This is a genomic window from Rhodanobacter soli (assembly GCF_039523495.1).
In the GTDB taxonomy this organism is placed as follows: domain Bacteria; phylum Pseudomonadota; class Gammaproteobacteria; order Xanthomonadales; family Rhodanobacteraceae; genus Rhodanobacter; species Rhodanobacter soli.
Genome location: NZ_BAAAFK010000001.1, coordinates 2,502,333 through 2,520,810 on the forward strand (window position 1 = coordinate 2,502,333; position 18,478 = coordinate 2,520,810).

The 18,478-nt window shown below is 66.0% G+C and carries 22 protein-coding genes and 1 riboswitch; of the genes, 12 read left to right on the forward strand and 10 right to left on the reverse strand.

Annotation, left to right across the window (positions count from 1 at the left end):
- Positions 1-3: 3 nt before the first annotated feature.
- The 5 genes from ABD024_RS11470 to ABD024_RS11490 all read right to left on the reverse strand — a co-directional run bounded on the left by ABD024_RS11470 (position 4) and on the right by ABD024_RS11490 (position 5,423).
- Positions 4-738, reverse strand: a complete 735-nt coding sequence (locus ABD024_RS11470; RefSeq protein ID WP_343852699.1) for an ABC transporter permease subunit — start codon at positions 736-738, stop codon at positions 4-6.
- Positions 735-1,682, reverse strand: a complete 948-nt coding sequence (locus tag ABD024_RS11475; protein ID WP_343852701.1) for an ATP-binding cassette domain-containing protein — start codon at positions 1,680-1,682, stop codon at positions 735-737. The genes ABD024_RS11470 and ABD024_RS11475 overlap by 4 nt, the downstream gene beginning before the upstream one ends.
- A gap of 166 nt (positions 1,683-1,848) precedes the next feature.
- Positions 1,849-3,213 carry an SRPBCC family protein gene (locus ABD024_RS11480; protein WP_343852703.1) on the reverse strand — a complete coding sequence of 455 codons (1,365 nt, stop codon included), beginning with the start codon at positions 3,211-3,213 and terminating at the stop codon, positions 1,849-1,851.
- 238 nt (positions 3,214-3,451) lie between these two features.
- Positions 3,452-4,093: a response regulator gene (locus ABD024_RS11485; RefSeq protein ID WP_056384664.1), complete on the reverse strand. Its 642-nt coding sequence runs from the start codon at positions 4,091-4,093 to the stop codon at positions 3,452-3,454.
- Between the two features lie 106 nt (positions 4,094-4,199).
- On the reverse strand, positions 4,200-5,423 hold the full coding sequence (locus ABD024_RS11490; RefSeq protein WP_343852706.1) for a sensor histidine kinase: 1,224 nt from the start codon (positions 5,421-5,423) through the stop codon (positions 4,200-4,202).
- 196 nt (positions 5,424-5,619) lie between these two features.
- Between ABD024_RS11490 and ABD024_RS11495 the strand changes: the two genes are divergently transcribed.
- From ABD024_RS11495 to ABD024_RS11515, 5 genes are all read left to right on the forward strand, one after another.
- On the forward strand, positions 5,620-6,240 hold the full coding sequence (locus ABD024_RS11495) for a GNAT family N-acetyltransferase (RefSeq protein WP_343852708.1): 621 nt from the start codon (positions 5,620-5,622) through the stop codon (positions 6,238-6,240).
- Positions 6,237-7,007: a septum site-determining protein MinC gene (gene minC, locus ABD024_RS11500; protein WP_343852710.1), complete on the forward strand. Its 771-nt coding sequence runs from the start codon at positions 6,237-6,239 to the stop codon at positions 7,005-7,007. Before ABD024_RS11495 ends, minC begins: the two co-directional genes overlap by 4 nt.
- A 37-nt stretch (positions 7,008-7,044) precedes the next feature.
- Positions 7,045-7,860: a septum site-determining protein MinD gene (gene minD / locus ABD024_RS11505; RefSeq protein ID WP_343852712.1), complete on the forward strand. Its 816-nt coding sequence runs from the start codon at positions 7,045-7,047 to the stop codon at positions 7,858-7,860.
- 5 nt (positions 7,861-7,865) lie between these two features.
- Positions 7,866-8,150, forward strand: a complete 285-nt coding sequence (gene minE, locus ABD024_RS11510; RefSeq protein ID WP_343852714.1) for a cell division topological specificity factor MinE — start codon at positions 7,866-7,868, stop codon at positions 8,148-8,150.
- A gap of 88 nt (positions 8,151-8,238) precedes the next feature.
- Positions 8,239-8,733, forward strand: coding sequence for a hypothetical protein (locus ABD024_RS11515; protein WP_343852715.1), 495 nt, complete (start codon positions 8,239-8,241; stop codon positions 8,731-8,733).
- 5 nt (positions 8,734-8,738) lie between these two features.
- Here ABD024_RS11515 and chaB read toward each other — a convergent pair whose 3' ends face one another.
- The 4 genes from chaB to ABD024_RS11535 form a co-directional block, all read right to left on the reverse strand.
- Complete coding sequence (chaB, locus tag ABD024_RS11520; RefSeq protein WP_343852717.1) at positions 8,739-8,966, reverse strand: putative cation transport regulator ChaB; 228 nt, start codon at positions 8,964-8,966, stop codon at positions 8,739-8,741.
- Between the two features lie 106 nt (positions 8,967-9,072).
- Positions 9,073-9,663: a DNA-3-methyladenine glycosylase gene (locus ABD024_RS11525; protein ID WP_343852719.1), complete on the reverse strand. Its 591-nt coding sequence runs from the start codon at positions 9,661-9,663 to the stop codon at positions 9,073-9,075.
- Positions 9,664-9,726: 63 nt separating this feature from the next.
- Positions 9,727-10,191, reverse strand: coding sequence for a carboxymuconolactone decarboxylase family protein (locus ABD024_RS11530; RefSeq protein ID WP_343852721.1), 465 nt, complete (start codon positions 10,189-10,191; stop codon positions 9,727-9,729).
- 22 nt (positions 10,192-10,213) lie between these two features.
- Positions 10,214-11,008, reverse strand: coding sequence for an isocitrate lyase/PEP mutase family protein (locus tag ABD024_RS11535; protein WP_343852723.1), 795 nt, complete (start codon positions 11,006-11,008; stop codon positions 10,214-10,216).
- A gap of 174 nt (positions 11,009-11,182) precedes the next feature.
- Here ABD024_RS11535 and ABD024_RS11540 point away from each other — a divergent pair, with 174 nt between their 5' ends.
- Complete coding sequence (locus ABD024_RS11540) at positions 11,183-12,325, forward strand: DUF2235 domain-containing protein (RefSeq protein WP_343852725.1); 1,143 nt, start codon at positions 11,183-11,185, stop codon at positions 12,323-12,325.
- Between the two features lie 30 nt (positions 12,326-12,355).
- On the opposite strand, the gene ABD024_RS11545 is transcribed toward ABD024_RS11540, so the two are convergent.
- Positions 12,356-13,618, reverse strand: coding sequence for a multidrug effflux MFS transporter (locus ABD024_RS11545; RefSeq protein ID WP_343852727.1), 1,263 nt, complete (start codon positions 13,616-13,618; stop codon positions 12,356-12,358).
- A gap of 79 nt (positions 13,619-13,697) precedes the next feature.
- A riboswitch (Fluoride riboswitch) is annotated at positions 13,698-13,801 on the forward strand.
- Between the two features lie 67 nt (positions 13,802-13,868).
- On the opposite strand from ABD024_RS11545, the gene crcB reads away from it, so the two are divergent.
- The 6 genes from crcB (at position 13,869) to ABD024_RS11575 (ending at position 18,410) form a co-directional block, all read left to right on the forward strand.
- Complete coding sequence (gene crcB / locus ABD024_RS11550) at positions 13,869-14,255, forward strand: fluoride efflux transporter CrcB (protein WP_343852731.1); 387 nt, start codon at positions 13,869-13,871, stop codon at positions 14,253-14,255.
- Positions 14,256-14,269: 14 nt separating this feature from the next.
- The gene (locus tag ABD024_RS11555; protein WP_343852733.1) at positions 14,270-14,608 is read left to right on the forward strand and encodes a DUF190 domain-containing protein; all 339 of its coding nucleotides are present in this window, start codon (positions 14,270-14,272) and stop codon (positions 14,606-14,608) included.
- Positions 14,609-14,641: 33 nt separating this feature from the next.
- Positions 14,642-15,760 carry a cyclopropane fatty acyl phospholipid synthase gene (gene cfa, locus ABD024_RS11560; protein ID WP_343852735.1) on the forward strand — a complete coding sequence of 373 codons (1,119 nt, stop codon included), beginning with the start codon at positions 14,642-14,644 and terminating at the stop codon, positions 15,758-15,760.
- An 81-nt stretch (positions 15,761-15,841) separates the two neighbouring features.
- Positions 15,842-16,867, forward strand: a complete 1,026-nt coding sequence (locus tag ABD024_RS11565) for a proline iminopeptidase-family hydrolase (RefSeq protein WP_343852737.1) — start codon at positions 15,842-15,844, stop codon at positions 16,865-16,867.
- A 177-nt stretch (positions 16,868-17,044) separates the two neighbouring features.
- Positions 17,045-17,719 (forward strand): DUF4145 domain-containing protein, encoded by a 675-nt coding sequence (locus tag ABD024_RS11570; protein ID WP_343852739.1) that lies wholly within the window; start codon positions 17,045-17,047, stop codon positions 17,717-17,719.
- A gap of 241 nt (positions 17,720-17,960) precedes the next feature.
- On the forward strand, positions 17,961-18,410 hold the full coding sequence (locus tag ABD024_RS11575) for a hypothetical protein (RefSeq protein WP_343852741.1): 450 nt from the start codon (positions 17,961-17,963) through the stop codon (positions 18,408-18,410).
- Positions 18,411-18,478 lie beyond the last annotated feature (68 nt).

Sequence of the window (18,478 nt, forward strand, 5' to 3'; positions counted from 1 at the left end):
CCGTCAACGCGTCCGTTTCAGGTCGAGCAGCAGCACGCCGGCGACCAGCCAGCCGATCGTGCTGAGCAGGAAGTACGTCAGGTCGCGGATGTCCAGCACGCCGCGCGCGATCGCCTCGAAGTGCCGCAGCATGGACAAGTGCGCCACCGCGTTGATCAGCTTGCGCGGCAAGGTGCCCGAGAAGAAATCCAGCACCTGCGGCTGGCCGACCAGGATCAGCAGCACGCACACCAGCGCGGTGAGGATGAACGCCACCACCTGGCTGCTGGTCAACGCCGACAGGCAGGCACCGATCGCGATGAAGCTGCCGGCCATCAGCCAGCTGCCCAGGTAGCCGGCCAGGATCACGCCATTGTCCGGCGAGCCGAGATAATTGACGGTGACCCAGACCGGGAACGTCAGTACCAGCGCCAGCCCGATGAACAGCCACGCTGCGAAGAACTTCCCCAACATCGCCTGCCACAACGTCAGCGGCAGCGTCAGCAGCAGCTCCAGCGTGCCGCCCTTGGCCTCCTCCGCCCACATGCGCATGGTGATGGCCGGCACCAGGATCAGGTACAGCCACGGATGCATCATGAAGAACGGTTGCAGGTCGGCCTGACCGCGCTCGTAGAAGTCGCCGGCGTAGAACGTGAGGATCCCGGCCAGCACCAGGAAGATCACCAGGAACACGTACGCCACCGGCGTCACGAAATAGCTGCGCAGCTCGCGCCGCAACACCGCGTTGACCGGACTCATGCGCGGCCTCCGGCAACATCGCCGTCACCACCGGTGGTGATCTGACGGAACACCTCGTCCAGCCGGCCACGCTCGAGCTGGATCTCCGACACCTCCAGCCCCTGCTCGCGCAACAGCGTCTCGACCGGTTCCAGGATCCGCGCACCCGGTTTCGGGAACACCGTGATGCGGCCATCCAGCGGATCGACTTCGATCGCCGCCACCTGCGGCAGGCGGCCCAGCATCTCCTGCGACATGCCGCTGCCGGGCGCGCTGAACGACACCGCGCCGTGATAACGCGAACGCGCCTCCAGCTCGGCCGGCGTGGCATCCGCCAGCAGCTTGCCGCGGGCGATGATCACCACCCGGTTGCACAGCGCATGCACCTCTTCCAGCAGATGAGTGGAGATCAGGATCGTGCGGTCGCGCGCCATCACGTCGATCAGCTGGCGCACCGCATGCTTCTGGTTCGGATCGAGGCCGTCCGTGGGTTCGTCCAGCATCAGCACCGGTGGATCGTGCAGGATCGCCTGGGCCAGCCCGACGCGCCGGCGCAGGCCCTTCGACAGCGTGTCGATGCACAGCCCCAACACTTCCTCCAGCTGCAACTGCTGTACCACCGCGTCGAAGTGGCGGTAGCCGGCTTCGGCCTTGAGCCCGCGCATGCGCACGATGAACTGCAGGAACTCGCGCACCGTCATCTCGCCGTAGCTCGGCGCGCCCTCGGGCAGGTAGCCGAGCGCGCGCTTCGCCTTCAGCGGCTCGCGGCCGACGTCATGGCCGCACACTCGCGCGGTGCCCGACGTGGGCACCAGGAACCCGGCGATCATGCGCATCGCGGTGGACTTGCCGGCACCGTTGGGTCCGAGCAGACCGAGCACCTGGCCGGGCTCCACACGAATGCTCAGCGCGTCCACTGCAGTCAGGTTGCCATAGCATCGGGTGAGCTGGTCGGTCTCGATCATGTCCGGCGGTGGGCTGTGGCAGGGGTGTCGCGTCGAGCGCGGGCAGGTCCGCTGACCGACGCCGCGGATCGCCCTGCAATGTACCGCAAGACGCCGGCCCGCGGCCTGAAAAGAAAAGGCCCTTCCGGATGGAAGGGCCTCTCGACGTGCTGCAGCGGTGCCCGGCTTATTCGCCGGCGCTGGCTGCCTCGGCCGGCGCGGCAGCGCTGCTGGCCGCTGCCGGTGCCGAACCCGATGCGGCCGGCGCCTCTTCGAGCGTCGGCGGCTGCAGGCCGGCTTCCTGCTCCGGGGTCTGTTCCGGCGCGTTGGTGATCGGCAGGAACACGTTGTACTTCGCGTACGTGGTGATGTTGCCGCCTGCGTCCTTCACTTCCGGCGTGGCGATCACGTCGTAGGCGCGGTTGACCACGTCGTCGTACTTGTAGCCGTGGGTCTGCGCATAGGCCTTGAGCATGTCGCGGGTCTGCGGCACGCCGGCAAAAGTGCCGTTCCATACACCCTTCAGCGCCGCGCCGCCGAAAGCCAGCGTGGCACGCACGTTGCCGTCCACCACCAGCCGACCGTAGCGGTCGCGGCTGCCGACAGCGACGCTGGCATCCGCGGCTGCGGCCGCGCTGCTGGCCTCGGCCGGCGCGCCGGAGGCATCCAGCGCCGGCGGGGTCGCCGCGGTCAGCTGTTCGCTCTGGCCGTTGATGGTCAGCGTGCTGGAGTCGATCGGGAACGCCACGTCGAAGCTGTAGGTCTGGTCGCCATAGTTGGTGGTGATCAGGATCCGCGAGCCGGTGATGTTCACGCCGAGCTTCTTGGCAGCCGCCTGGATCTCGGCGTTCGCCTTGACCACGGCGTCTTCCACGGCCTCCATGCCGTCCTTGCGCTGGATCGAGGTGGACACCAGCAGCACGGGGGTCGGCTGGGTCTGCGCGATGTACGGGATCAGCTGGCTGTAGTCGATGTTCGGCACGCCGGCCAACACGTTCTGCAGGTTGTTCAGGCTGAACTGGATGAACGAGTCGGGATCGCCGTGGATGTACAGGTTGGCGAAGCGGTTGATCAGGTTCCAGCCGTAGGACACGTCATACGACCAGGTGACCTGGGTCAGCTGTCCGCGGCTGCCCTGGCGCTCCAGGTCCAGCGTGAAATGCTTGTCCAGGCCGCGCCAGCTGTTGTCCAGGTTCCAGACGATGCTGGCGCTCTTGGTGTTGCTGTCGATCTTGTCGAATTCCGGCGTGGCGCTGGCGATGGTCAGGCCGCCGTTGCCGACCTTGGGGTCGGTGCTGGCCCAGCTGATCTCGGCACCCGGGCCGTACGACTTGCCGGAGAAGTTGAACTGGATGTTCGGATCGAACGCGCGCAGTACCGAGTAATCCGGCAGCCGGCGGTAGTTGTCGAGCACGTCATAGACCTGCCGCATGTCCTTGCCGATGACCAGCTGGCGTTCCACATGACCGCTGCCGGGCATGACCACAGCCGCCAGGACACCGATGACCGCAACGATGACCAGGGCAACAAGAAATTCAAAGACACGCATCATTCCAGAGTTCTCCGAAGCGTCTTTACGCCATACCTAGATAGTGTTCCCCAGCCGTCCGCGCGGGCCCGCCCGGGGTTCGCTCCGAAGGCCATGGCAGGGGGTCGGCAAACGCCGAAGCAACGGATGTTACTTGCTCACGGGCTGGAACGCCATCGCCGGCATTGCCTCATCCGGAAGGCCAAAAGCAGCCTGCAGCGGGGCTCTGCGACGACGATGCGGGGCCAGCCCCCGGCCTGTTTCAGACGATGCCCATTTCCAGCGCTTTCAGCACGGCACGGGTGCGGTCGCGCACGCCGAGCTTGGACAGGATGTTGGAAACGTGGTTTTTCACCGTGCCCTCGGCCACCTTCAGCGAGTTGGCGATTTCCTTGTTGCTGTAGCCGCCGGACAGCAGCCGCAGGATCTCGGTCTCGCGCTCGGTCAGCGGGTCGGGCTGCTCCAGGCTGGTGAAATTGTTCTGCATCCGCGCCACGCCGGCCATCAGGCGCTGGGTGACCATCGGCGCCACCAGCGAGCCGCCGCCGGCTACGGTGCGCACGGCCTCGACCAGTTGCTCCAGCGAGACGTCCTTCAGCAGGTAGCCGCGCGCGCCGGCCTTGAGCCCCTGCAGCACCAGCTGGTCGTCGTCGAAGGTGGTCAGGATGATGGTCGGCGGCAGCTCGTTGCGGGCGGACAACGCCTGCAGTACTTCCAGCCCGCTCATGTTCGGCATGCGCAGGTCCAGCAGCACCACGTCCGGCTTGATCCGCGGAATGTCCTGCACGGCCTGGGCGCCGTCGGCGCACTCGGCCACCACGCGGATATCTTCAGCCAGGTCCAGCAGCGAGCGAACGCCCTGGCGCACCAGATTCTGGTCGTCGACGAGACAAACGGAAATCATCGCGGATCCTCGGGCAAACATGTCTTCAGGAACTGATACTGACAGCTGGCGGGCTGGGCCACTGCCAACACCGGCGCACTTCGCGCTCCAGCGCGGGCCGCCAAGATTACGACACATTCAGCGCCGGCGGCTCAAACCGCGTCGGCGCGTGCGCCAGCGCGGTGTGCTCGCCCAGCGGCAGCCGCACGGTCAGTGCAAAACCCTGGCTCAGCCCGGTTTCCAGCGTCACGCTGCCGCCGAATTCGGCCAGTCGCTCGCGCATGCCGGACAGGCCATTGCCCGGCTCGACATTCTCGGCGCCGCGACCATCGTCGCGCGCATGCAGGCCGAGCAGGTTTTCCCCGGCATAGGCGAAGTTCAGCCACAGGTTGCGCGCGCCGGCGTGCTTGGCGGTGTTGGTGATGATTTCCTGGGCACAGCGCAGCAGCACCTGGGCGCGGCGCGGGTCCTCCACGCTGAAGCGCGGCGGCATGACCACGTGCACGTTCAGACCGGGCACGCCCTCGGTGAGGCTGCGCAGCGCCTGGGTCAGGTCGATCGCATCGTCCTGGCGCAACTCGCTGACCACCTCGCGCACGTCGGTCAGCAGCAGCTTGGCCGTGCTCTGCGCCTTGCGCACGTGCGTGCCGGCCGCCTCGTTGGTGAGGTGGCTGGCCACCTCCAGGTTCAGGCTCAGCGCGGTCAGATGATGGCCGATCAGATCGTGCAGGTCGCGCGCGATGCGCATGCGCTCGGCGATCCGGCTGGACTCGGCCAGCAGGGCACGGGTGGCGCGCAGCTCGGAGTTCAGCCGGCGCTGCACCTCGCGCTGCTCGGCCTGCTGGCTGGCGACCGTCGAGGTCACGAACACCAGCACCGAAATGCCCAGGTAGATGCTGGCCTGCAGGAAACCCAGCGCAATGCTGTGGTCGTACTCGGGGAAGGTGGCGAAGATCGCCACCAGGCTCAGGTGCTGCAGCACCAGCCAGAACGCAGCCAGCCAGAACGGCAGCAGCCACGGCAGCACCAGCGAGGCAACCACCATCAGCATCGCCGACAGGCCGCTGTGGCTGTACCAGCCCACCGCCACCGCCGCTGCCGTCATCAGGGTCAACCCGAGCAGCTTCAACACCGGATAGCGGCGCGAGCCGAGGTTGCTGGTCAGCAGCCAGTACATCAGGCCGAAGACCAGATAACACAGCGTCCACAGCAGCAACGAGAAGTTCGGCCGCTGCAACTGGCTCAGCCGTTCGGTGGCCCAGTTCGTGATCAGCGGCGTCCCCACCGACAGGTAGGTGAAGAAGCCCGCATAGCGAAGCAGGCGGATATGGTTGAAGAAAGGCCAGCGCATACCCGCATCATTGGCCGTGCGGGCGTTTCGCGCAATGCGCGAGAAGTCATGGCCGGGCGCAAATCCGGCCACGGCTTTACGAAGCTTTTACATGTGCCCTTGCGAGATGTAAGGGCCACGGCCGCATGTCATAATGCGCCATTGCGCGAGGCTGCTGTCCGACCTCGTCCCCGATTCCATCATTGCGGAGCAACGAATGGCCCTTGCCATCCGCGACGTGCGCGAGCACGACCTGGATGCCGTACTGGCGCTCAACAACGCTGCCGGTCGCTCCATCCTCGCCCTCGATATAGCCCAGTTGCGCTACTTCCACGAGCACGCCGAGTATTTCCGCGTGGCCGAGATCGACGGCCACCTGGCCGGGTTCCTGATCGCGCTGCGCGAAGGCAGCGACTACGACAGCCCGAACTACCGCTGGTTTGCCGAACACTACCCGCAGTTCGTCTACATCGATCGCATCGTGATCGCCAACGCCTACCGCCGCCACGGCCTGGGCCGCATCTTCTATTGCGACGTGCACAGCTACGCCGAGGTGCGCGTGCCGCTGCTCGCCTGCGAGGTGTTCCTGGAGCCGCGCGACGACGTGGTGGTGCTGTTCCACGGCACCTACGGTTTCCAGGAAGTCGGCCAGCAACGCATGGGCGAACACGGCCCGCAGGTCAGCCTGCTGGCCCGCGACCTGCCCAGCTACGCCTACGTCCGCGACACCTGGCTCGAACACGGCGGCCTGCCCGACGTACCGTGGCTGGCCGAACGCGAGCGTCCTGCCCTGCACGACTCCACCCCGCGCCGCCTCGCCGGAGAGCGGCGCCCATGAATGTAAAAATGGATACAACCGACGCCTGCGATCTGCGCTTCGGCCAGGTCGGTATTGCCTGCGTGCGCGTGCGTCGGGTCGACGCCGCCGCGCTGTGCGACGAACTCGAACGCCGCGTGCGCGCCGCCCCGCAGATGTTTACCCGCGCCGCGGTGGTACTGGACCTGAGCCACCTGCTCGACCTGCCCGACGACGGCGCGGTCGATGCCTTGCTCGAAGCCGTGCGCAGCGCCGGCATGCTGCCGGTGGGCCTGGCCTACGGCACCAGCGAGACCGAGGCACTGGCCAAGCGCATGGGCCTGCCGCTGATCGCCAAGTTCCGCGCCGCCTACGAGCCAGCCCAGGGCAGCGCACGCGCCGCCGAACCGGCCCCGCGCGCCGAACCCGCCCCGGCGGTGCAGCCCGAGCCGATCCTGTCCGCGCCGCCGCCCGGCAGCATGCAGGGCGCCCAGCACCATGCCGGCTCGGTGCGCTCGGGCCAGCAGATCTACGCACGCGACCGCGACCTGATCATCACCGGTGCCGTCGCCAACGGCGCCGAAGTGATTGCCGACGGCAACATCCATATCTACGGCGGCTTGCGCGGCCGCGCCATGGCCGGCGCGCAGGGCGACGCGAAGGCGCGCATCTTCGTCTCCGACTTCCGCGCCGAGCTGGTGGCGATCGCCGGGCAATATCGCGTGTTCGAGCAGATTCCTGACGACCTCGAGGGCCAGTCCGTGCAATGCTGGCTCGAAGGCGACAAGCTGTTGATCGCCAAGCTGTAATCACCTACAACAAAAACAACCATGCGGAGATGGGCCCTTGACTGCTGAGATTATCGTTGTCACCTCCGGCAAAGGCGGCGTCGGCAAGACGACGACCAGCGCCTCGCTCGCCACCGGCCTGGCCATGGCCGGCAAGAAAACCGCCGTCATCGACTTCGACGTCGGCCTGCGCAATCTCGACCTGATCATGGGCTGCGAGCGGCGCGTGGTGTACGACTTCGTCAACGTCGTGCACGGCGAAGCCACGCTGAAGCAGTCGCTGATCAAGGACAAGCGCTACGACAACCTGTACGTGCTGGCCGCCAGCCAGACCCGCGACAAGGACGCGCTGACCCTGGAAGGCGTCGAGAAGGTGCTCGACGGCCTGTCCGACATGGATTTCGACTACGTCGTCTGCGACTCACCGGCCGGCATCGAGAAGGGTGCCCACCTGGCAATGTACTTTGCCGACCACGCGATGGTGGTGGTCAACCCGGAAGTCTCCTCGGTGCGCGATTCCGACCGCATCCTCGGCCTGCTCGCCAGCAAGACCCGGCGCGCCGAGCGCGGCGAGACCCCAGTCATCCAGCACCTGCTGCTGACCCGCTACAACCCGGCACGCGTGGCGATCGGCGAGATGCTCAGCGTCAAGGACGTCGAGGAGATCCTCGGCATCGAGGTGGTCGGCGTGATCCCCGAATCGGAGAACGTGCTGACCGCCTCCAACAACGGCATCCCGGTGATCGTCGACGCCAATTCACTGGCGGGCCAGGCCTACGGCGACACGGTGGCCCGCATCCTCGGCGAAGAGCGCCCGTTGCGCTTCATCGACGTGCCCAAGAAGGGCTTTCTCCAGCGCGTGTTCGGAGGTTGATCACGATGGGTATTCTCGATTTCCTGAAGCGCAAGCCCGAAGCCACCGCCACGGTGGCACGCGAGCGCCTGCGCATCATCGTGGCGCAGGAGCGCTCCACCCGTGGCGCACCGGATTACCTGCCGATGATGCGCAACGAACTGCTCGAAGTGATCAAGAAATACGTCCACGTCGACCTCGAGGCGATCAACATCAACTTCGAGCGCGACAGCGGCCACGAGATCCTCGAACTTTCGGTCACCCTGCCGGAAGGCAAACTGGCCGCCAAGAGCGCAGCCAAGACCGGCTGAGCGGCCGCCGACAACCCGACCGCCGGGCGACCTCGCGTCGTCCGGCTCCCTTTCCTACCGAAGTCATCCGCGCCCGCCGCGCACGGCCATGCACCCCGACACTTCTTCTCCCGTCTCCGGCGACCCGGCCGCGAGCGTGATGCGCGTGGGCCAGGTCGGATTCGACGCGCCGGCCGCCCTGCTCGGCCGCTTCGGCCTGCAGCTTCAACGCGTGGCGCCGGGCGAACCGATTCCCGGCAGCTTCTGGGGCGACGAGGAGGCCGGCATCATCGGCACCATCGTCTACGCCCGTGACGACACCCCGGTGCATTCGCTGCTGCACGAGGCCGGCCATCTGATCGTGCTGCCGCCGGAAAGACGTCCAGACGTCCATACCGACGCCACCGACTCGATCGAGGAAGAAGACGCCACCTGCTACCTGCAGATCGTGCTGGCCGACGAACTTCCCGGCGTCGGGCGCGAGCGCCTGATGGCCGACATGGACGCCTGGGGCTACACGTTCCGGCTCGGCTCGACGCGCGTGTGGTTCGAACAGGATGCAGACGAGGCACGCCGGTTTCTCATGCAACGCGGCCTGCTCTGAGGCTGCTACTTGGCGTGCCAGTCGCCGTCGGCACCCTTGCTGTACTTCTTCTTCACCGCCGCCCAGGCCACCTTGTGCGCGGCCTCCTCGCGCGATTCGTCGCCGCGGCGCTCGTCCTTGTCGGCGTACTCGCTCCAGGCGCTGTTGAACGCCTCCTTGTAGATCTCCTGCCCGTGTTTCGGCAGGTGGTCGCGCACGGCATCGGGCAGCTCGCTGATGGATGAGTACGGCATGGCTCGGGCTCCGCAGCTGAAGGAATGATCCGCCGCTACCGTGTGCCCGGCGCGATCAAGCCGTCGTCAACTTCATGTTGCCGCCGCGGTAACCACGACGCCCGGTTCAGCGGCGCGAGACGTGCGCATCGCCTGGCACGTACCAGCGCCAGGGTTCGTCGGTCGCACGGGTGATGCCCACGCGCGTCGTCGCCACGGGCACCGCGGGTGGCGGCGTGCCGTCGTCGACGATGCTGAGTCCGCCGACGCCTCCGACCAGGTCGATGCCGTCCTGCGCGCGGTCGATGCCCAGTGCCTGGCACAGCCGCGCCGGCCCACGGCACAAGTCGCGGTCGCTGCGACAGCTCGTTCGCGCCGCACGCATCGCGGGCAGCCCGGTCAGTGGCGCCAATGCACGCAACAACACCGCGACGCCTTCGCCCTCCTCGCCGCAGACCGGGTTGCAGCACCAGTGCATGCCATAGGTGAAATACACATAGAGCAAGCCCGGCGCACCGAACATCGTCGCATTGCGTGCCGTGCGGCCGCGCCAGGAGTGCGCGGCCGGATCCATCGGCCCGCAGTAGGCCTCGGTTTCCACGATGCGACCGCTGCGGCCGTCCGCGCTCAGCAGGATCTTGTTCAGCAGGTCGGGCGCGACCTCGCGCGGATCGCGCCGGTAGAACGCGCGATCCAACGCCACGTGGCGGTCAGGCATGCGCGAACATCCGTTGCGCGAAAGCCGACGCCGGTATTCGACGGAACACTGCCAGTGCCATGCTCAGTCCGCCGCCTTCGCCACGTAGCCGCCCACCTCGGCGCGAAACCCGATCGCCAGGCGGTTCCAGCCATTGATGGCAATGATGGCCAGGGTCAGCTCGACCATGCCCTTCTCGTCGAACTGCGTGCGCACCTCGTCGTACAGCGCGTCGGGCAGATCGTTCGTCGCAACCTGCGTGACCGCCTCGGCCCAGTTCAGTGCCGCGCGTTCGCGGTCCGTGTAGAACGGCGCCTCGCGCCATGCCGACAGCAGGTACAACCGCTGCTCGGTCTCGCCGGCGGCACGCGCATCCTTGCTGTGCATGTCCAGGCAATAGGCACAGCCATTGATCTGCGAGACACGCATCTTCACCAGTTCGATCAGCGAAGGCTCCAGACCGGTGCGGTGCACGCCGGCCTCCAGCGCCAGCATCGCCTTGAACGCGTCGGGCGCGGCCTTCCTGTAATCAACACGACTCTTCGTCATCGAAACCTCCAGTGGGTGAATGTCATGGCTGCACGAACAGCTGTTGTGCATCCGCATAGGTGAACGCAGACGCCAGGCTGTCGAAGCGGCCACTCTCGAGCATCGCCGCGGCAGCGTGATCCACGGCCGCCATCGCCAGCGTGGCGAAACGCGTGGCCGTGCTCACGCGGGCCACTCCGAGCCGGGCCAGCTCGGCCAGGTCCGGCATGCCGGGTCCGGCGGCCACATTGATCGGGGCGTCGACCGCCCGCGCCAGCGCAGCCAGCGTGGCGCGATCGTCCAGTCCGATCGGATAGATGCCATCGGCGCCCGCCGCCAGATAGGCTTGCGCGCGCTGCACGGCATCGGCCAGTCGTTCGGCCGGAGCGGCGGCATCGTGCTGCATCCAGTTGTCCACCCGTGCGTTGATCACGATCGGCACGCCAGCCGCATCGGCTGCCTCGCGTGCGGCACGGATCCGCGCCGCGGCCTCGTCGACCGGCCGCAGCGGGCCGTGGCCGGGTCGCCCGTCTTCCAGGTTGATGCCCACTGCGCCGGTCGCGATCACTGCCCGCACCGTGGCGGCCACGTCCGCTGGTGCCTCGCCGTAGCCGGTCTCGATATCCGCCGTCACCGGCAGCTCGACCACCCGCGTGATCCGCGCGATCGCCGCCAGCACCTCGGCCAGCGGTGCCTGTTCGCCGTCGGCGTAACCGAGCGACCAGGCCACGCCGGCACTGGTGGTGGCGATCGCCGCAAAGCGGCGTCGCGCGAACAGCCGCGCGCTGCCCGCATCCCAGGCATTCGGCAACAACAGGATCGCCGCGCGATCGTGCATCTGTCGGAACGCCTGCGCCCTGTCAACCTGTACTTGTCTGTCCATCCACACACCCGCTGACGATGACGAAACCTGCAGCCTACGCCGCTTGCGCCTTGTCCGGCACTGGTTCCCTCCCGGGTTGCAGCCTAGAGTTGCCGTCGGCAACCCGACGCGCCGCGCTGGAGGGGGACCATGGCCATACGCAAGCTCGTGCTGCTGTTCGACGGCACCTGGAACAAGCCCGAGTCGAACACCAACGTGGAACGCCTGCGCCAGCTGATCGCGCCGCACGATGCCGACGGCAACCCGCAACTGGTCAACTATATTCCCGGTGTCGGCGTGAAGCGCGGCATCACCCACCTGCTCGGCGGCGCGTTCGGCTACGGCCTGTCCGACCATGTGATCGATGGCTACCGCTGGCTGTGCGAGACCTGGCAACCCGGCGACCGGCTCTACCTGTTCGGCTTCAGTCGCGGCGCCTATAGCGCACGCAGTCTCGGCGGACTGATCCGCAAATGCGGCCTGCTTCGCTGCGACACGCACGGCAGCGTGGCCAAGGCCGACGTCTTCGCCGCCTACGATTTCTATCGCGACACTGGCAGCAAACCCGACGACCCGGTCGCGGTGGAGTTCCGCGCCAGCCATTCAACCGTGATCGACATCCACTTCATTGGCGTGTGGGACACCGTCGGCTCGCTCGGCATTCCGGACACCGCCTCGTGGTTCCCGTACGCCCGCTCGCGCTACCGGTTCCACGACACCGAGCTCAGCAAGATCGTGAAGTACGCGTACCAGGCGCTGGCACTGGACGAGCACCGCGCCGACTTCGCGCCCACGGTGTGGACGCGCAACCCGTTCACGCTGAAGCCCGGCGAAACCCTCACCTCGAAGAAGCTCGAACAGATCGAGATCGAGCAACGCTGGTTCATCGGCTCGCACTCCGACGTCGGCGGCGGCAACGACTGCGACGGCGCCGGGCGCAAGCCCGATCCGCTGCCCGACCTGACGCTGGCGTGGCTGCAGCGCAAGGCGATCGACGCCGGCATGGCCTGCAGCAAGCTGCTGGTCCCCACGGTCGATGCCGACAGCGGCGTGCCGCGCAACTCGTACGCGGAATTCATGAGCGGCCTCTACAAGGAATTCAAGTCACCGATCGATCGCACGCTGGGCACCGGCGTCAACGAAAAGGTCGACGACTCGGTGTGGCAGCGCTGGCTCGCCGACGCCAGCTACCGTTCGCCGTCGCTGGTGCGGGCACTGGCCGCCGCCACCGTGCTGATCTCGGCAGATGCCGTGGTGCAGAACCCCGCGCCCCAGCCGGGGGCGCCGGCGTAACTCCGGTCACCCTCGATCCCGCACCGGTCCTCAGCGCGGCTCGGTGATCTCCGCCTGCATCATCGCCGTCTCGGCACCGGCGGCCGGCTGCACCAGTTGGCGGGTCACGCCGTGGTACCACCACCACGCCAGCACGCCGACCAGGGTCAACGTCGACGCGCCGAGCGCCAGATGCAGCATGCTGACCGACAGCAGCGGCGACATCACCCCGGCCACGAAGCTGCACAGCAGCAGGCTGGCAAACGCCTGCACCGAGGAAATCCCGCCGCGATGGTGCGGAAACCGATCCAGCAGCAACAGCGTGAGGGTGGGGAACGCCAGCTGCACACCGACACCGTGCAGGATCAGCGGCAGCATCGACCACGGCAGCCGCGGCGCGGGGTACACCAGCGCCAGCAGCAGGTGCGCCGCACAGGCCAGCAGCATCACCGCGTAACCCAGGCTCACCGTGAACTTCGCACTGCGCCGCTCGGCCATCCGCCCGGACAGCCAGGCGCCGCCGATCAGGCCGACCACCACCGGCATGAACAGCCACGGAAAACCCTGCGCCGACAGCTGCAGCAGTTCGCGCACGATGCGCGGCGCCGAGGCGATGTACAGGAACAGCCCGGCGAAGTTGACCGAGCTGGCCACCAGCAGCGGCCAGAACCGCCGGTCGCGGCCGAACGACAGGTAGCCGGCCAGCAGCGGCCGCGGCGCAAAGCGGATGCGCCGCGCCGGCGGATGGGTTTCGTCCAGGAACAGCTGCAGGGCCAGCGCCAGCAGCACGGTGAACCCTGCCAGCAACCAGAAGATGCCGTGCCAGCCGCCCAGCGGCAGCAGCAACGCGCCGATCATCGGCGCGATCACCGGCGCCACCCCGAAGATCATCATCACCTGCGACATCAGCCGTTGCGCGGCCGGCCCTTCCAGGCTGTCACGGATCACCGCCCGCCCCACCACCAGGCCGGCGCCGGCGCACATGCCCTGCAGGCCGCGGCAGGCCAGCAGCATCGCGAACGAAGTGGACATCGCCGCGCCCACCGAGGCCAGCGCATACACCAGCATGCCGGCGATGATCACCGGCTTGCGCCCGATCGCATCGGAGATCGCGCCGTGGAACAGGCTCATCGCGGCATACGTGATCAGGTATACGCTGATCAGCTGCTGCAGCGCCGCGGCATCCACGTCGAAGCGCGCACCGACCAGCGGAAACGCCGGGAACACCGCGTCGATCGAGAACGGCCCGATCATCGACAGCGCGGCCAGCAGCCATGGCAGGCTGCGGCGCACGGGGCGATGGATTGGGTTCATGGCGGGCAACGGCGTCGACGGGGCCGGCAAGTATAACGATCGCCGCGCTTGACGACGGGGCCGGCGCATCCACTAGGATGCCCACTCGGGAGATGGCATGCCTCCCGTTTCGCGAAGGCTTGCGGCCTTCCCGAAACAAACCACCTCTCGCCCATCGTTGAGGTTGATGATGCCTGCTCCCCCGGCTCCCGGTGGTGCAGGCGCGCCTGCCCGCGGCAACCGGACACTTTCCTTGTCAGGAGGCGCGCACGTGGGCTGGAACGGATTTGTGGCAATCGGCGTCGGCGGCGCCCTGGGCTGCTGGCTGCGCTGGGGGCTGGGCATCCTGCTCAACCCGCTGTTTCCCACCCTGCCGCTGGGCACGCTGGCCGCCAACCTCGTCGGCGGCCTGCTGATGGGCTGCGTGATGGGCCTGTTCGATCATTTCCAGGCGCTGTCGCCGGCACTGCGGCTGTTCGTATTCACCGGCTTCCTCGGCGGGCTGACCACGTTCTCCACCTTCTCGGCCGAGTCGGCCACCCTGCTGCTGCGCCAGCAGTACCTGTGGTTCAGCGGCCACGTGGCGGCGCACCTGGCCGGCTCGCTGGCGATGACCGTGCTTGGCATCTTCCTCACCCGCAGCCTGCTGCGGCACTGAACCGGGAGCAGCGCATGAACCAGGAAACCCTGCAGCACGGCGTGCACCTGTATTTCTACTGCCACTCGCGCGCGAAGCACGACGGCATGCTGCTGTCCGAATGGCTGCTGGAACAGGCCCGGGCCCATGGCCTGGGCGGCGGCTCGGTGTTTCGCGCGATCGCCGGCTTCGGCCGCCACGGCGTGCTGCACGAAGAGCAGTTCTTCGAGCTGGCCGACGACCTGCCGGTCAAGATCGAATTCCTGCTGCGCGAGGACCAGGCCGAGTTGCTGCTGCAGCTGGTGCGCAGCGCCGGCGTCGACGCGACGTATGCACGTTCGCCGGCAAGCTTTGCCGTGCTCGGCGGCGACTGACCGCCACGATTCCACCCACCGCGAGAACGACGCATGAGCCAGGACGATCTGAAAAATCGCGCCAGCGAACTGCTCGAACAGGCCGGCATCCACATCGACGGCGATGCCCCGATCGACCTGCGCGTGCACGACGAACGCCTGTACGCCCGCGTGTTCGCGCACGGTTCGCTGGGCCTGGGCGAGGCCTACATGGACGGCTGGTGGGACGCCGACGACCTGCCCGCGATGTGCACCCGCCTGCTCACCGCCGGGCTGGACCAGGAACTGAAGACGCTCGACACCCTGCTCGCCCACCTCAAGGCGCGCTTCATCAACCTGCAGCGCGGCGAGCGCGCGTTCGAGATCGGCAAGGCCCACTACGACCTCGGCAACGACCTGTTCCACGCCATGCTGGGCAAGCGCCTGGTGTATTCCTGCGGCTACTGGGCCAAGGCCGACAACCTCGACGACGCGCAGGCGGCCAAGCTCGACCTGGTCTGCCGCAAGCTGCAGCTGAAGACCGGCCAGCGCGTGCTCGACATCGGCTGCGGCTGGGGCGAGGCACTGAAGTACGCGGCCGAGCGCTACGGCGTCGAAGGCGTCGGCATCACCGTGTCGCAGCAGCAGGCCGATTACGCGCGCGAGCTGTGCGCCGGTCTGCCGATCGAGATCCGCCTGCAGGACTACCACGACGTCGAGGAGCATTTCGACGCGGTGTACTCGCTGGGCATGTTCGAGCACGTCGGCGGCAAGAACTACCGCGCGTATTTCGAAACCGTGCGCCGCTGCCTGAAGGACGACGGCCTGTCGCTGCTGCATTGCATCGGCAGCAACAGCGCACCGGCGCAGACCGATCCGTGGATCGAGAAATACATCTTCCCGAACTCGGTGATCCCCGCCGCCAGCCAGGTCGCGGCCGCGCTGGAAGACCTGTTCGTGGTCGAGGACTGGCACAACTTCGGCGCCGACTACGACCGCACCCTGACCGCCTGGCGTGCCAACGTCGAGGCCGCCTGGCCCAGCCTGCCGGCGAGCTACGACGAACGCTTCCGGCGCATGTGGCGCTACTACCTCGCCGTCTCCGCCGCGGTGTTCCGCAGCCGCCGCGACCAGCTGTGGCAGCTCACCCTGAGCCCGCACGGCGTGCCCGGCGGCTATCGCGTGCCACGCTGAAACCGCGCGCGCTGCCCGCCGGTTGCCGGCAGCGCGACCGCGCCGCATAGTTCGATCTGACCTTGCACCTGGGGAATACCGATGAAGCGTCGCATCGCCACCTTGCTGGCCGGCTTGGCCCTGCTCGCCACCGCCGCCATGGCCAGCGCCACCACGCCCGGCTCAGGCTACTTCGACCACAGCGACCACGACGACGTGCTTGCCGGCGGCGTCAAGATGATCCCGATCACCACACCCAAGGGCACCTTCCACGTCTGGACCAAGCGCATCGGCAACAACCCGAAGCTGAAGGTGCTGCTGCTGCACGGCGGCCCCGGCGCCACCCACGAATACTTCGAGGCGTTCGACAGCTACTTCCCCGGTGCCGGCATCGAGTACTACTACTACGATCAGCTCGGCTCGGCCTACAGCGACCAGCCGAAAGACAATTCGTTGTGGACCATCGACCGCTACGTCGACGAAGTGGAACAGGTGCGCCAGGCGCTGCACCTGGACAAGGACAACTTCTGCCTGCTCGGCCACTCCTGGGGCGGCGTGCTCGCCATCGAGTACGCGCTGAAATACCAGCAGCACCTGAAGTGTCTGGTGATCTCCAACATGGTCGACTCGATCCCCGCCTACAACGACTACGCACACAAGGTGCTGATGCCGGCAATGGATCAGAAACAGCTCGCCGAAGTGCAGAAGCTGGAAGCCGAACACCGCACTGACGACCCGCGCTACATGGCCACCCTCGGCCCGATGCACTACGAGCAACACGTGCTGCGCATGCCCGAATCGCAGTGGCCCGAACCGGTGACCCGTTCGTTCGGCCACATCAACCAGCAGATCTACACCCTGATGCAGGGCCCCAGCGAACTCGGCGCCAGCGGCCGCCTGCTGAACTGGGACCGCAGCAAGGACCTCCACCGCATCACCGTGCCCACCCTGGTGATCGGCGCCCAGCACGACACCATGGACCCGAAGTACATGGCCGGCATGGCGAAGAAGCTTCCGCACGGGCAGTTTTTGCTGTGCCCGAAGGGGAGCCACATGGCGATGTATGACGACCAGCAGGTTTACTTCGATGGGCTGATCGGGTTCTTGCGGGGCGTTGAAGCGAAGTGACGCAAAAGGTGCGCCGAAACACTGCGGGATCAGGCTGCGGCGTCAGGCTGCGCATGGCAAGCCAAAGTATTGATTCAAAAAGCGACGACCGGAAAAGTGACACCGCCGACACGGGATAGGCTGCAGGATTAGACTGCAATTTGAAATCTACTTAGCGTTAGCGCTCAGGGGAATTTAATGCGTGACTTCAACTGGACATGCCCACACTGCGACCGGGCTGTGACCATCACGGAAGGTCGGACCACCACTGACCGGCATACGCTGTACCAAGAGAACGCAGATGGGCGTCGTAGTCTGATTTCAACCTTTATCGTTTGCCCAAACCCCGACTGTCGAAAGTTCACCTTGACCGCGACCTTGCGTGAAAGCCGAAGTAACCAAGGCAACGAAGTTCTTGGTCAGATTGTTCAAACGTGGAATCTTGTTCCGTCGTCCAGCGCACAAAGCTTCCCATCATATGTTCCCAAGACGATTCTCAACGACTATCAAGAGGCCTGTTACATCAGGGAGCTGAGCCCCAAAGCCTCGGCTACCTTATCCCGACGATGTCTTCAAGGAATCTTGCGAGATTTCTGGAAAGTAAAATCTGGCCGGCTTGTCGATGAGATCGACCAAATTAAGGATCGGGTCGATCCGCTCACTTGGGATGCTATTGATGCACTCCGAAAGCTAGGAAACATTGGCGCTCATATGGAAAGGGACATCAATTTTCTCGTTGACGTTGATCCACAGGAAGCTGAGCTCCTGATTGGATTGATCGAAACTCTCCTAAAGGAGTGGTACGTAGGCAGAGAGGAAAGAAAAGCAAGAATGGGTGCGTTAGTTGCAGCTGCCTCAGCCAAGAAGGCCTGAATGCTTCATGCGCGCTAACAATTCCGTAAGAAACTTCCGATCAAGCCCAGACGCATGACGCTTTTGCCTTGAGCTTTCGCGTTATTCTCGGTGTTGCACCGTGCGTGTCAGTGCCTCGGCTGTTGCCGGTGACAACGCCGCAAGCCATGCTGATCCCCTTGTTCACGTGGGGCTATTGAAGCAAGATCGCCGGGAGTTTTTCTACCACCTCGTTAGACCGCAGGGGAACTGCCGCACTGTCATGAAAATTACGGACAGAATTGCAATAGCGCTTGGGGTGGTAGATATAGGCTATGTGGCGTGGACGATTTTTGGCACCGTAAAGATCGGTGCCACGGCACACAGCATGTCGCAAAACGCCGCCAATGTTGGCCTTCCGTTTCCAGACTTCGTAGTAGCCATCGTGTTTCTTGTTTATCTTCTAATGGTTGCCTGCGGGCTTGCACTCATACTCAGGCGTCGGCGGCTCGCGTGGCTCAATTACGTGCTTCTGCCCTTTCGCGTTGGCTTAGTTCTTCCGACTTTGTATCCCGTTATTGCGCTGCTCGCAGCTGTCGGCATGGTCTTGCCGTCGCTGGCAACTTATATGGTCATTGTGGTAACGGAGATAGCCCGCTGTGCATTCATTTACTTCTGGCGGCGGGAGCAGTCAAATCACTCAGCTGCTGGTGTCGCATCGGCAGCTGTCTAACATTTCGTGTATGGGCTCTTCGTGCAAGGCGGACGGCTACGCCGCCGCTCGAGTCCAGCGTCAGGCCC